15 protein-coding genes are annotated in these 14,134 nt (G+C 44.6%); 4 read left to right on the forward strand and 11 right to left on the reverse strand.

The window, feature by feature from the left end; all coding sequences use genetic code 11:
- Nucleotides 1–33: 33 nt before the first annotated feature.
- The 7 genes from nqrF to bolA all read right to left on the reverse strand — a co-directional run bounded on the left by nqrF (nt 34) and on the right by bolA (nt 6,659).
- Nucleotides 34–1,257 carry an NADH:ubiquinone reductase (Na(+)-transporting) subunit F gene (nqrF, locus tag KI742_RS12255; protein WP_005380271.1) on the reverse strand — a complete coding sequence of 408 codons (1,224 nt, stop codon included), beginning with the start codon at nt 1,255–1,257 and terminating at the stop codon, nt 34–36.
- Nucleotides 1,258–1,290: 33 nt separating this feature from the next.
- Nucleotides 1,291–1,887, reverse strand: a complete 597-nt coding sequence (nqrE, locus tag KI742_RS12260) for an NADH:ubiquinone reductase (Na(+)-transporting) subunit E (RefSeq protein ID WP_005380270.1) — start codon at nt 1,885–1,887, stop codon at nt 1,291–1,293.
- 7 nt (nt 1,888–1,894) lie between these two features.
- Nucleotides 1,895–2,527: an NADH:ubiquinone reductase (Na(+)-transporting) subunit D gene (locus KI742_RS12265; protein ID WP_005380269.1), complete on the reverse strand. Its 633-nt coding sequence runs from the start codon at nt 2,525–2,527 to the stop codon at nt 1,895–1,897.
- A complete protein-coding gene (locus KI742_RS12270; RefSeq protein WP_005380267.1) occupies nt 2,527–3,297 on the reverse strand; it encodes a Na(+)-translocating NADH-quinone reductase subunit C in 771 nt (256 codons plus the stop codon). Before KI742_RS12270 ends, KI742_RS12265 begins: the two co-directional genes overlap by 1 nt.
- Nucleotides 3,287–4,531 (reverse strand): NADH:ubiquinone reductase (Na(+)-transporting) subunit B, encoded by a 1,245-nt coding sequence (locus KI742_RS12275; RefSeq protein WP_005380265.1) that lies wholly within the window; start codon nt 4,529–4,531, stop codon nt 3,287–3,289. Before KI742_RS12275 ends, KI742_RS12270 begins: the two co-directional genes overlap by 11 nt.
- A gap of 5 nt (nt 4,532–4,536) precedes the next feature.
- Nucleotides 4,537–5,877 (reverse strand): Na(+)-translocating NADH-quinone reductase subunit A, encoded by a 1,341-nt coding sequence (locus tag KI742_RS12280; RefSeq protein WP_005380264.1) that lies wholly within the window; start codon nt 5,875–5,877, stop codon nt 4,537–4,539.
- Between the two features lie 473 nt (nt 5,878–6,350).
- On the reverse strand, nt 6,351–6,659 hold the full coding sequence (gene bolA / locus KI742_RS12285; RefSeq protein ID WP_025768234.1) for a transcriptional regulator BolA: 309 nt from the start codon (nt 6,657–6,659) through the stop codon (nt 6,351–6,353).
- A gap of 243 nt (nt 6,660–6,902) precedes the next feature.
- Between bolA and KI742_RS12290 the strand changes: the two genes are divergently transcribed.
- The 4 genes from KI742_RS12290 (at nt 6,903) to KI742_RS12305 (ending at nt 10,628) form a co-directional block, all read left to right on the forward strand.
- On the forward strand, nt 6,903–8,057 hold the full coding sequence (locus KI742_RS12290; RefSeq protein ID WP_213969794.1) for a class I SAM-dependent methyltransferase: 1,155 nt from the start codon (nt 6,903–6,905) through the stop codon (nt 8,055–8,057).
- Nucleotides 8,058–8,089: 32 nt separating this feature from the next.
- A complete protein-coding gene (locus tag KI742_RS12295; RefSeq protein WP_005380259.1) occupies nt 8,090–8,659 on the forward strand; it encodes a YajG family lipoprotein in 570 nt (189 codons plus the stop codon).
- Entirely contained in the window at nt 8,659–9,204 is a 546-nt protein-coding gene (locus tag KI742_RS12300; RefSeq protein ID WP_238970073.1) for a peptidylprolyl isomerase, read from the forward strand. Before KI742_RS12295 ends, KI742_RS12300 begins: the two co-directional genes overlap by 1 nt.
- 71 nt (nt 9,205–9,275) lie before the next feature.
- Nucleotides 9,276–10,628 carry an MFS transporter gene (locus KI742_RS12305; protein WP_238970074.1) on the forward strand — a complete coding sequence of 451 codons (1,353 nt, stop codon included), beginning with the start codon at nt 9,276–9,278 and terminating at the stop codon, nt 10,626–10,628.
- A gap of 63 nt (nt 10,629–10,691) precedes the next feature.
- Here the strand turns inward: KI742_RS12305 and KI742_RS12310 are convergent, their stop codons facing one another.
- The 4 genes from KI742_RS12310 to KI742_RS12325 are packed head-to-tail and all read right to left on the reverse strand — an operon-like array spanning nt 10,692 to nt 13,928.
- A complete protein-coding gene (locus KI742_RS12310; protein ID WP_005380256.1) occupies nt 10,692–11,351 on the reverse strand; it encodes a ChrR family anti-sigma-E factor in 660 nt (219 codons plus the stop codon).
- The gene (locus KI742_RS12315) at nt 11,348–11,932 is read right to left on the reverse strand and encodes an RNA polymerase sigma factor (protein ID WP_017636022.1); all 585 of its coding nucleotides are present in this window, start codon (nt 11,930–11,932) and stop codon (nt 11,348–11,350) included. Before KI742_RS12315 ends, KI742_RS12310 begins: the two co-directional genes overlap by 4 nt.
- A gap of 44 nt (nt 11,933–11,976) precedes the next feature.
- Nucleotides 11,977–13,335, reverse strand: a complete 1,359-nt coding sequence (locus KI742_RS12320) for a DUF4397 domain-containing protein (RefSeq protein WP_285385504.1) — start codon at nt 13,333–13,335, stop codon at nt 11,977–11,979.
- Nucleotides 13,332–13,928 carry an LON peptidase substrate-binding domain-containing protein gene (locus tag KI742_RS12325; RefSeq protein WP_025768231.1) on the reverse strand — a complete coding sequence of 199 codons (597 nt, stop codon included), beginning with the start codon at nt 13,926–13,928 and terminating at the stop codon, nt 13,332–13,334. Before KI742_RS12325 ends, KI742_RS12320 begins: the two co-directional genes overlap by 4 nt.
- Nucleotides 13,929–14,134 lie beyond the last annotated feature (206 nt).

Genomic DNA, 14,134 nt, shown 5'->3' on the forward strand with positions numbered 1-14,134 from the left:
AGAGCTAGCCATAGATTCAATCACTTGGAGGAATTAACCACCGAAGTCATCTAGTAGGATGTTTTCATCCTCTACACCTAGATCTTTTAGCATGCCGATTACAGCTGCGTTCATCATAGGTGGACCACACATGTAGTATTCACAGTCTTCTGGCGCTTCGTGATCACGTAGGTAGTTCTCGTAAAGAACGTTGTGAATAAAGCCAGTGTAACCATCCCAGTTATCTTCTGGAAGTGGATCAGACAGTGCACAGTGCCATACGAAGTTGTCATTCTCAGCTTGTAGCATATCGAAGTCTTCTACGTAGAACATTTCACGCTTAGAACGTGCGCCGTACCAGAAAGACATCTTACGCTTAGAGTGCAGACGCTTAAGTTGGTCGAAGATGTGTGAGCGCATTGGAGCCATACCAGCACCACCACCAACGAATACCATTTCTGCATCTGTATCTTTCGCAAAGAACTCACCAAATGGACCAGAAATAGTACACTTGTCGCCTTCTTTTAGAGACCAGATGTACGAAGACATGATGCCTGGTGGTACGTCTGGGTTGTTCGGCGGCGGAGTTGCGATACGAACGTTAAGCATGATGATACCGTGCTCTTCTGGGTAGTTAGCCATAGAGTATGCACGAATGGTCTCTTCATTAACTTTAGACTCGTAACGGAAAAGGTTGAACTTCTCCCAGTCTTCACGGTATTCCTCAGGAATATCGTAGTCTGCGTATTTCACGTGGTGAGCAGGAGCTTCAATCTGGATGTAACCACCAGCACGGAAAGGTACTGATTCGCCATCTGGAATTTGCAGCTTAAGCTCTTTGATGAATGTCGCTTTGTTATCGTTAGAGATAACAGTACATTCCCACTTCTTAACGCCGAAGATTTCTTCAGGAAGCTCGATATCCATGTCAGTTTTCATTGCAACCTGACACGCTAGACGCTCACCTTCACGCGCTTCACCTTTAGTAATATGGTCAAGCTCGGTTGGTAGGATGTCGCCACCACCTGATTTAACTTTTACGCGACACTGACCACATGAGCCACCGCCACCACAAGCAGAAGATACGAATACGCCAGCACCTGCTAGAGCACTCAGTAGCTTACCACCTGGTTGTGTAACGATCGCCAGAGAAGGGTCATCGTTCACAGAAATTGTAATGTCACCTGTTGGTACAAGCTTAGACTTAGCGAAAAGAATCACTAGTACTAGTGCAAGTACGATCAGAGTAAACATCACTACACCAAGAATAATGTCCATTGACTATTCCTTAATTGTTGCGGTTTACCCGACTTACAGTTGAACACCAGAGAAAGACATAAAGCCTAACGCCATAAGACCTACAGTGATAAATGTGATACCAAGACCACGTAGACCTGGAGGTACGTCAGAGTACTTCATCTTCTCACGGATACCTGCAAGAGCAACGATTGCTAGCATCCAGCCCACACCAGAGCCGAAACCGTAAACGATCGATTCAGCAAAGTTGTAGTCACGTTGTACCATGAAAGATACACCACCGAAGATTGCACAGTTTACTGTGATCAGCGGTAGGAAGATGCCTAGCGCGTTGTACAAAGGTGGGAAGAAACGGTCTAGGACCATCTCTAGAATCTGTACAAGTGCTGCAATTACACCGATAAAGGTGATGAAGTTTAGGAAGCTAAGGTCCACGCCCTCAACTAACGCGTTCTCTCTCAGAACTAGGTTGTATACCAGGTTGTTCACAGGAACAGCGATAGTCAGAACTACCACAACTGCAACACCTAGGCCGAAAGAGGTCTTAACCTTCTTAGATACGGCAAGGAAAGTACACATACCTAGGAAGAAAGACAGAGCCATGTTTTCGATGAAAATCGATTTAACTAACAGACTAATGTAATGTTCCATGACGTCCTTACTCCTTCGCTTCTACTTGTTCTGGTTTCAGAATACGGATTACCCAGATAAGGAAGCCGATTAGGAAGAATGCTGATGGTGCTAGTAGCATTAGGCCGTTAGGCTGGTACCAACCACCGTTGCTCACTAGAGGTAGAACTTCTAGACCAAATAGTTTGCCTGAGCCAAATAGCTCACGGAAGAAACCTACAGTGATAAGAACGAAGCCGTAACCTAGACCGTTACCAATACCGTCAATAAGAGATGGTACCGGCGCAGACTTCATTGCGAATGCTTCAGCACGACCCATTACGATACAGTTAGTGATAATCAGACCAACGAATACAGATAGCTGTTTAGAGATATCGTATAGGTAAGCTTTTAGCACTTGGTCTACCACGATTACTAACGATGCGATGATTGCCATCTGAACGATGATACGCACACTGTTAGGAATGTGGTTACGGATCAATGAAACAGAGAAGTTAGACAACGCAGTTACAAATGTTACCGCTAGTGTCATTACAAAAGCTGTTTCTAGTTTAGTTGTTACTGCAAGAGCAGAACATACACCAAGAACTTGTAGCGCGATTGGGTTGTTATCCAATACTGGCGCTAGAATGCTCTTTTTAACGTTTTGTGCACTAGACATTAGTTAAGTTCTCCGTCACGAACTTTTGCTAGGAAAGGACCAAAGCCCATATCACCTAACCAGAAGTCAAATGTGTGTTGAACACCATTACTAGTGAGCGTAGCTCCTGATAGGCCATCAACACCGTGCTCAGAACCTTGCGGTGCGCCGCCTTTCACGACCTTAATCGCTGGCTGGTGATCTTCATTGTACAATTTCTTGCCAATGAATTGATCGCGCCATGAAGGGTTCTCTACTTCACCACCAAGTCCAGGAGTTTCACCTTGCTCGTAGTAAGTAATAGCAGACACAGTGTTACCATCAGTTTCAACGGCTACAAAGGCATACATCATCGACCATAGTCCTTTACCGTGCATAGGCAGGATAACTTTTTGGACTTCATCTTGATCTTTTACAAGGTACACCACTGCTGTATTCGCGCGACGACGGATATCAGCGACGTCTTCTTCTGGTGTCAATGCGATTGAACGTTCTGCATCTTTTGATGCTTCACGTTGATCGTACGTAGATGCATTACCCTCAGTAAAGTTACCTGTTTCAAGGTCTACTAGACGAGGTTCGATGTACTCAGCAAATAGCTCTGGTACTTTCTTACCGTTTGCGTCAATGCCTGCAACTTCAACGATCTTTGATTGCTTATCTAGGACAGCGTTAGCTTTTTGCTTATCACGCAGACCTACTGCTGCTGTTGATACGATGATTGAACAAACAAGGCTCAACCCGATAACAACACCCAGCGTCTTTTTAATGCTGTCGTTATTACTTGCCATAGCGTGCTAGTCTCCGCTTGATGTTCTTCTCAATCACTACATGGTCGAACAGAGGTGCGAATAGGTTCGCGAATAGAATCGCCAGCATCATACCTTCTGGGTACGCTGGGTTAACTACACGGATCATCACACACATTGCACCAATCAGGATGCCGTACCACCATTTACCTTTGCTAGTAAATGACGCTGATACTGGGTCCGTTGCCATGAAGAACATACCGAATGCAAAACCACCTAGAACTAGGTGCCAGTGCCATGGCATATTAAACATTGGATTAGTGTCAGAACCGATCACGTTAAACAGAGTCGATACTGCGATCATACCGATCATCACACCCGCAATGATGCGCCATGAAGCGATTCGCATGTAAACGATCATCGCTGCACCGATCATTAGAGCTAGAGTCGATACTTCACCAATAGAGCCAGGGATGTTACCGATGAACGCGTCCATCCAAGTGATAGGAGCGCCAGTTACTGTGTTAACTAGAGCACCGTTACCACCTTGAGCCCATTGGCTAAGAGCAGTTGCACCAGAGAAGCCGTCAGCTGCAGTCCATACTACGTCACCCGAAATTTGTGCTGGGTAAGCGAAGAATAGAAATGCACGACCTGCAAGTGCAGGGTTAAGGAAGTTACGACCTGTACCACCGAAGATCTCTTTTGCTACAACAACACCAAATGTGATACCTAGTGCCGCTTGCCATAGAGGTAGCGTTGGTGGAACGATAAGTGCGAATAAGATAGAAGTTACAAAGAAACCTTCGTTAACTTCGTGTTTACGCACCATACAGAACAACACTTCCCAGAAGCCACCAACAATAAATACTGTTGCGTAGATTGGCAGGAAGTAAGTCGCACCTAGTAGCATCTTACTGCCAACACCCGCTTCCGCACCGATAGTGCCGCCAAGCATTTCTGTTAGCCAGTAGTGCCAGTTACCTGCGATAACTGTCGCTAGTTGGTCACCAGCGTACATGTGGTTAAGTGCTGCAATAGCTTGGCCACCTGCGTTGTACATACCCCAGAACATTGCTGGGAATACCGCAAACCAAACCATGATCATGATACGTTTTAGGTCAACGCTATCACGAACGTGCGAGCTTTTATTTGTTACGATACCTGGGGTGTAAAAAACTGTTGCTACAGCTTCGTACAGGGCAAACCATTTTTCGTGTTTGCCACCAGGCTCAAAATGATGCTCGATGTCTTCAAGAAACTTTTTAAGAGCCATGAAAATTACCCTTCCTTCTCGATAGTATCTAGGCATTCACGAAGTAACGTACCGTACTCGTACTTACCTGGACATACAAAGGTACACAATGCTAGATCTTCTTCATCCAGTTCAAGCGCACCCAGTGCTTGAGCACTGTCTGTGTCGCCGGCACATAGATCACGAAGCAGCAAAGTAGGCTCCATATCTAGAGGCATTACGCGTTCGTAGTTGCCAATTGGAACCATTGAACGATCACTACCATTGGTCGTCGTTGTCATATTGAACAACTGACCTTTGAATACGTGACCAAGGAAAGAGCGAGTTACCGAGAACTTATTCTTACCAGGCATTGCCCAGCCAAATAGTTCTTTTTCACGGCCTTCACGTAATACAGAAACCTGTTGATGGTAACGGCCAAGGTATGCGTGTGGACCAGTTGCATGTGTACCTGTTAGTACTGAACCAGAGATCACACGAACTTCGCCAGGCATCAGCTCGTTATCTGTTAGGTCATCTAAGCTTGCACCCATTACGGTACGAACTAGACGAGGGTTATTCACAACTGGGCCAGCTAGAGACACAACACGATCTGTGCATAGCTCACCAGTTAGGAACAGCTTACCGAACGCGATAACGTCTTGGTAGTTGATGCTCCATGCCACATTCTCTGCATTTACTGGGTATAGGAAATGCATGTGGGTGCCAGCAAGACCTGCTGGGTGAGGGCCATCGAAGACGTGTTCTTCTACGTTAGACTGTGAAGAGCGTGGCAAGCTAGTGCCAGATTTACATACGTAAACCTTGCCTTCTGTCAGGGCTGAAAGAATGTCTAGACCAGCAATGAATGCTTCTTGTTGCTCATTAATGATCAACTCAGGCTTAGCTGCTAGTGGATTAGTATCCATTGCAGTTACGAAAATAGCCTTAGTAGAAGACTCGATTGCAGGAACCTTGCTAAACGGACGAGTACGTAAAGCGGTCCATAAGCCAGAGTCAACCAACTGAGTCTTGATCACTTCACGATCTAGACCTGAAAGTTGAGCGGCTTCGAACTTATCAAATGTCACCTGCTCTTCACCTGCCACTTCAATCACTACAGATTGAAGGACACGTTTAGCGCCACGGTTAACTTCGATCACTTTACCGGCTGCTGGTGCAGTAAATTTCACGCCTGGGTTCTTTTTATCTTCAAAAAGAACTTGCGCTTTTTTCACTTCATCACCAACGCGGACATGCATGGTAGGTCGCATGCCAACGTACTCTTCGCCAAGCAAGGCGACTTTTTTGATGGTCTTACCATCATTAATCACCTGGGATGGAGTTCCTGCGATAGGAAGATCCAAGCCCTTCTTTATTGTAATCATACGCACTTGCACTACTTTTATCGGGAAAAAGATTCTTTTGATTGCGTAACTTTTAGACACGACATCAGTGTCCGGTTTTGATGTTGTTTTAAACATCAAAATCGCAACATCCTATTAAAAATCTCGTCACAAGGAATACGCGAGATTTATCAGGTGCCGTAGTCTAGCATTTTTTAGGAACTTGATGCCATGATCAATCATTAGAATAGAGGGGTTATTTCGGTAGAATCAGGTCTAAAAGGTCAAAGAATAGTCATAACTTTGACCCATCGCACAAATGCCATATTCCATACATATCTTATGGAAAAGTGATATTCATCGCCTGAAATATTCTGCAATTTCCATTCATTTGTTGAAACACTGTTAACACATTTTTTAACCAGAATTTGTGCCACGTTAACGTCCCTAAAGAATGTAAAACGAAAAAAGATGGCCTTAAGCCACCTTTCTCTGCACCTTTATATCTTGCGTTTTTAGTGACCGCCACCCATACACATCGGGCTATCAGGGGCGCCATCTTGTTCACGCTTCCACTCTTCATCAGTGTATGTATGAATAGCTAATGCATGAATCTGGTTATCCAGTTCATCTGCCAAAATTTGATGAACTTGACGATGGCGCCCAATCAAACGCTGTCCCGCGAACGAATCACTCACAACAATCACTTTGAAGTGACTCTCTGAGCCTGGTGGCACATTATGCATGTAGCTCTCATTAATGACTTTGAGATAGCTGGGTTGCAGCTCACTGTGTAGTTTCTTCTCTATGATTTCTTGGATCATATTCGTTCCTCATTGATGCGAATTCCATAAGTATATACCTAAGTAAAGCAGACATGCATCACTCAAACGTCACTCTCATTATTGACGCACTTTGTAGACATATTGTCTCAAGGCGCTCGACTCCATGAACATGCCTAGAGAGCAGCCATCACTGAACTCGTAAAATTTGACAGCTTTTTGTATCTCGACACGTCATCATTTGCGACAATAACACTTAATTTCTAAATCAACTTACATTTAGCTATGAAAACCGAACTGAACCTTCACGAGCGAATCTTAACACTTCATCGTTTCCCAAAACGTAGTAACGAAACGCTACAAGCGTGGGATGCCGGTGATGAGTATCTTATTAATCATGTTGAAGAGCTTGCTTTGCCAGACAATCAAAACATCCTCGTGATTAATGACAGCTTTGGTGCCCTCTCCTGCTGGTTTTCGGAAAAGCACCATGTAACGCTAATGAGTGATTCATTCATCTCACATAAAGGTGCACAGCAAAATCTCGAGCAAAACCAGTGCAATAAAGTAGCGTTTGCCACCACGATGGACCTCGTTCCTGCCAATATTGATCTCGTCTTGCTGCAACTGCCCAAAAGTAACCGCCATCTAGTGTGGATACTAAGCCAATTAAGAAAGGCGCTACCGGCTTCCTGCCCCGTCATTGCAGTCAATAAAGCGAAAGACATTCATACTTCGACGCTAAAACTGTTTGAAAAATACTTAGGCGAAACAAAAACATCTTTGGCCTGGAAAAAGCACAGATTGGTGTTTTCTCAAGCAACAGTTGAGCCTCCGATTGAAGTAATGCCTTTCACGACTTGGCGCGTTGATGGCGAAGATATCGAACTCAAGAACATGCCAAATGTCTATTCAGGAGAAAGTTTAGATTTAGGTGCACGCTTTATGCTGCAGCACCTGCCTCAAGACCCTTCGATAGACAATGTCATCGACCTCGGCTGCGGCAATGGTGTTTTGTCTGTTAAATTTGGTCAGTTGAATCCAAATACTCGGCTAACATGTGTTGATGAAAGCTTTATGGCGCTTGAGTCGGCAAAACAGAACCTACTCGACAACCTTGGTGAAAATAGAGACATACAGTGCATAGCGAACAATTGCTTGGACGGTTTTAAACACAGCAGCAGCTCTATGGTTATGTGTAATCCACCGTTTCATCAACAACAGGCAATCACCGATCATATTGCTTGGCAAATGTTCTGCGATGCTAAACAAGTATTAAGTGAAAATGGCCGTTTACTGGTTATCGGAAATCGTCACCTCGGGTACGACGCAAAACTCAAACGTCTGTTTGGCGATAAAAATGTGAAACTTATCGCTTCCAACAATAAGTTTGTGATTTTACAGGCTACAAAAAATCCTGCTAAATTAAGCGCAAAATAAGCTTTAGCAAAATAGTTAAAAGGAATAATAAAATGAGAAAATTGGTACTTGCGGCTTCGGTTGCGTTGCTTGCTGCGTGTTCAGCCCCTCAACAACCTCAGCTGAACCTGATGCCAGAAAGCACATTGAGCACCAATCCAATTGTTCAAGGCAAGACTTACAGTTTGACCAGCAAAGATGTACGTGCAGCGCAGTACGTGGCGTTGGTGGATAACGGCCGTTCGAACATTCTTCCTCTTCATGCTAAACAGAATTTACGTATTGCGTTAGAAGAAGCATTAGAGAAGCAATTCTCATCTCAAGGTTTCCATGCGGATCTAAACAGCAATAACGCGATTGAATTGAGCGTTCAAGAAGCGTTGGTCAACGTGAAGCATTCGGTGATGGAAAATGAGATGGATGCTAAAGTTGTGCTGGAAATCACAGCAGAGACACCTGAGGGCAAGCTAGTCAAAACTTATACAGGTACAGCAAAGCGATCTGGCACATTGAGTGCTTCTGATGCCGATATTGAAGAAACATTGAATGATGTGGTGACATTAACGCTTAAAGAGATTGCCAATGACCCTGAGCTTCGTCAATACATGCAGGAGCGTTTCTAATGTTACGCAAAGCGATTCTGTCTTTAGCATTACTCAGCTGCAGCGTTTGGGCTGGACCAAAAGTAGCGTTTGAAACGACACTTGGCTCATTTACGGTTGAGTTAAACGAAGAGAAAGCACCTATCACTGTCGCTAATTTTCTGAAATATGTAGAAGATGGGAGCTACGAAGGTACTATTTTTCATCGTATTATCCCAGGCTTCATGGCACAAGGTGGCGGCTTTAACCAAGATATGCAGATGGTGAAAACATACGCGCCAATCAAAAACGAAGGAAATAATGGTCTAAACAATGACCGTGCTACCATCGCCATGGCACGAACTAATGCACCAAACTCTGCAACTCGTCAGTTTTTCGTCAACTTAGTCGACAATGACTTTCTCAACTATGGCGCTCGACCACCAGGTTATGCTGTATTTGGTGAGGTTACTGAGGGGTTCGACGTTATCCAGAAAATGGCTCAGCAGCCGACCACAACAGTAGGCCGAATGCGTGATGTACCAGAGACGCAAATCGTCATCACCAAAGCTATACTACTTAAATAGCCAAAACGATAAGCCCTTTGAATAATCGAAGGGCTTTCTCTTTCAACGGCTTCATTTTATTGGATTGATTTATGTCTTCATTACCTTCCATCACTTGGTTGGAAACGGTAAAAAGTTACCTCGATAAACGACTCATGTGGGTTTTCATTCTGGGCTGCTCTAGCGGCTTTCCGTGGGTTCTTATCGGTTCAAACATGTCAGGCTGGCTAAAAGATGCCGGCTTGACCCTCTCCGCAATTGGCTATTTTGGTAGCGTTTTTGCGGTCTATGCGATCAACTTTCTGTGGGCACCTCTGGTTGACCGCGTGAAGCTGCCAGTCCTCTTTAGACTGCTGGGGCAAAGACGTAGCTGGATTTTCTTTTGCCAAAGTATCGTACTCGTCGCTACCCTATTTATTGCCGGCGTTAATCCAGCGGAAAACTTGGTGTTTGCGTCACTACTCGCCTTGTGCATTGCAACGGCTTCAGCGACACAAGACATCGCAATTGATGCTTTTCGTATTGATACTTTCCCAAAGTCAGAAGAGTCTAAACTGCCTCAAGCTTCTGCAATGGCGGTCATTGGCTGGTGGACAGGTTATTCACTACCGGGTTATTTAGCGTTTGTTAATGCTGACAGTGTCGGTTGGAATGGTGTGTACTACGGGATGGCGGTGATAGTCGGCATTCTAATGGTCTTTACGATTTTAGTCGGTGAACCGAAGACTCAACGCGAACAACTTCAGTCTGCCGCTGAACAACGCCACAAAGAAGTGGTTGGTTCAAAAGTCGTAGCTTGGTTTACCGTGACTGTTGTAGAACCTTTCCTTGATTTCTTTAATCGCAATGGCGTCCGTGTCGCGATTACTCTGTTGCTGTTCGTTTTCCTATTTAAAATTGGCGAAGCGTTTTTGGGCAGGATGTCGATCGCGTTCTATAAAGATATTGGTTTTAGCAATGAACAAATTGGCTATTACTCCAAACTGATTGGTTGGGGAGCCACCATCTTCTTTACTTTTGTCGGAAGCATGTTCAACGTTAGGTTTGGTATTGTACGTGGATTAATGATCGGCGGTATTGCGATGTCTGCCAGTAACTTGATGTTTGCTTGGATTGCTTCGGTAGGCCCAAACGAGCACTTGTACTTAGCCACGATTATTGTCGATAACTTTACGACTGCTTTCTCAACTGTCGCTTTTGTTTCATTTTTGACGATTCTAACCGGGCAAGCATTTTCGGCAACTCAGTATGCGTTGCTTGCCTCTCTAGGAAACTTCGGACGGACGACTCTTGCTTCTTTCAGTGGCGAGCTAGTGGATTATCTCAATGATTGGAGCACATTCTTCGTGCTTACCGCTGTCATGGTCGTGCCAAGCTTGATTATGTTGTACTCGCTACGACATTACTTTGATGCTCTATTGGAAAAAGCACGTCACAAGCATTAACGAAACATATAAAAAACCACCGAATTCGGTGGTTTTTGTTTTGCGAGATATAAGATAAGAGGTCTATGGGTATAACCCTTTACCAAACATATTAAATATACGTGCCACGCCTTGAGTAAAGATCATCGGCTCAGTCAATACGGTTAAACACAAGCAGTCTTCTCCGGCCTTAGTGTAAGGGCTGTGCTTCACTGATGCGTCTCTAATCATCAAATCGCCCTCTTCATATTGGCCATCCTCGTCACTAAATCCACCATGTAGGATCAATGTAGACTCCAGGCCTTTGTGCGTATGTTGAGGGATTTGCACATCTTCCCCGATGTACATTAAGCTGACACGAGCGTCTTCCCCTAGGTCAATCTGAGCACTGAAAACCTTGCCTCCGTAACTTCTCCATGACCCTACGAGGTCAGAGAAACGCGCTAAGGTTTTAGGAAGAGCGAAGCTTTTTCCTGCCACATTAACAGCAGCAGAGTCGCGGATCACGATGTTATCAGTCGCTGGCTCCGCGTTGATGATGTCATTGAACATGTCGTCAAATTCAGAAACATACTCAGAAGGTATGTCACTTACGATGTTCGCTTGACTTGCTTCGACTTGGTTCACATAAGCTCGGCACTTGGTGCATGTTTCTAAATGGGTTGCGACCACAAGACCAGAAACTGCATCAATGCTTCCCGAAGCGTATGCTTCTAACAAGCTGTTATCTGGGTGTTTGTTCATAGTTGCTCCGTATGCATTGAATGCCTTAGCTTTTCTACTGCAAGCCTCAGCCTGGATTTTACGGTACCGAGGGGTATATCAAATAATTCCGCGACCTGTTGATGAGGTAACTCTTCAAGATATACCGCTTGTAAAACATCTCTCTGGTTTTTCGGTAATATATCTAAAAACTTAACCACCTGTTCTTTCAACATATCTTGTTCTGGTGAATAGTGATCAACAAGATCAGGTGGATAATACTCTGACGGCCAAATGTCATCAGAATGAATGTGTAATTCCTTACCTTTCTGTTTTCTCAGCAGATCAAAACAAAGGTTTCGGATTATGGTATATATCCAAGTCGATAACGCGCTCTTTTCACCATCATAGAGGTGCGCTTTCTGCCAAACTGTCGCCATGGTCTCTTGCACCATCTCCATAGCAACTTGCTCATTACCAACATGTTTGTAAGCGAATTGCTTCAGCTTGGGTGCGTAAAAACGGAATACAAAAGCGAACGCATCTTTGTCTCGATCCTTCACTTTATCCATGTAATCGTTCCAATCACTGCGCCCCAGTTTTTTCGGGCTATCACTCATCATAATCGGCCTTAATTTGTGGGAGGAGTCTCCTCCTCCCATTCGTCCTAATCGGTCACGTCATCGACCAACAAGTTGAAACCACCGTTGTTCCCATCATCAATGGCAACGACTTGGTACACAACACCGTTCATTACATTGACTGGTGCTGAGTCAACCGCAACAATACTTGGGTTACCAGCCACTGTTACCGTTACATAATATGTACCTTCAGCGACATATAATCCTTGTACGCTATTTTTATACGCAAAATTAGCAATAGTTGGATCACTTCCATCTATTCCTGTACTCGTAGTGAGGTAAATATCCACCATTTCCGCTATAGGATTAGCCGCCGCGTGTGTCACATTCAACGTCGCGCTAGTCGCCACAGCGCGTCTCATATCTTCAACAACCAGAGCTTCGATATCAATCGCTGGGCTAACAACACCGACTGCGTAAACACTGTAATCCATTCCACCCGCAACCATTAAACCGTCAACATCTATGATCGGATTAGTTGTTGTGCCATCCACGTAAACGTCAATATCGTAAGCGCCAGCAGCAAGATCCAAATAACCACGAATCTCTTTGAACGCTAAGTCGGCAAGAGGAGCGAAGGCCGCCCCGTTAACGTTAACATCGACGACTGGCGCTCCATCGACAAGGTGTCCGACTCTTACTTCAGCTTGGCTGCCCATATCTTCAATTATAGAAGAGCCCGAACCGTCCAACACCAAGAGTTTGACAGGTGACGTGCTATTCGAATCTCCTGTGCCGATAGCGGCAATCGTCAAGTTGGAATTAGCCGCAAGAGATACTGTGCCCGAGTCAAAAGCAACGCTGTCTCCTACGGCAAGTCGAACTTGATACTCACCAGCTGGGATGTTCAATACGTCGGTAGAAGCTTTGTAAGCAAGGTTAGTTATTGGAGTCGCGCTAGCAAGAGCAGCACCTGGCTCAGTGACATAAAGATCAACAGCAGGAACGCCTGAAGCTGCATGAACAACTTGAACATCTAGACTATTGGCATCAGCCATTGAATCGGAGCTGCGAGTCACAACTAAAGGCTCAACTGGGTTTGGCGAACCATCGGCATCGCCAACAACGAACACGTTATAATTGAGGTCGGAATCAAGATCTAGTTCTGTTTTAGGTATTACGGTCGCGGTTTCATTACCTGGGAGCTGAACATCGACCTGAATCGAATTCATCCCCTCTCGCAATTTAACGTAGCCAGATCCCACACCATAATCAACATTCGTTAATGATGGTTTATCGTTGATCCACACATTTGCAAGCGGCGCATCAGAAGACGCGTGCACTGCTTGTAAATTGGAATACTCGATAGTGTCACTGTCGGAGCCACACGCCGCCAGTCCTAATGTCGCAACAATAGTTAGCGCAGCTTTATTAAATCCTTTCATATCCTTGCCTCTTTGTTAGTCGGGGCTTCTATGGCTTCTGTCAGAAATTGCAACGCAGGAATACAGTCCTCTGCGCCGACTAGCTGTTCGAACAGATTGCAGTCTAAGGGTAGTAACTCAAGCCAACGCTGAGTAACCCAAGCAGAGTCATCGTAAAAACGATGCTGGTAGAGGCTTCCAAGTTGAGGAAACTCTTCATAAACATGGGATAACTGCTGGCTTAAATAGAAGAAATCTGGTGAGTTGTCTGGATGTTGCCAATTGTCTAACCATTCAACCTCTGCATGGCGTAAGCCATCCGCATCTGCACGAACACGTTTAACAACAAAGCGTTTCTCACCAGCAACTGTAATACCAAGAAGGCCATCACTGAGTGTTTCAAAATCAACGATCCTGACCAAAGTTCCGATAGATGAAACGTTACCCACGTCTTTAGGGTCACCTTCACTTCCTACTAGGCAAACTCCAAAACCCACATTTTGTAGGCTGCATTCCTTTACCATTCGCTTATATCGTGGCTCAAAAATGCGCAGATTCATTTTACCTTCAGGGAGTACAACTGAAGTGAGTGGGAATAACATGACTTCTTTCATTCAAACGTCCTCTTTGATTCACGGATACATACGAATCCCTTATCACTCCGATCACTAACGATTTATGTTGGTTAATCGACTGGCTTAAAAAGTCATAAAATCGCTCACGCAAACGATCTAAATCACATATTTATTGCAATCAAATGCAACAAACAAAAAGTTCCGTAAATAAAGATAATTTCGTGACACAACTCACCAAAAACGTT

It is taken from the genome of Vibrio sp. D417a (assembly GCF_030248595.1).
GTDB classification, from domain to species: domain Bacteria; phylum Pseudomonadota; class Gammaproteobacteria; order Enterobacterales; family Vibrionaceae; genus Vibrio; species Vibrio alginolyticus.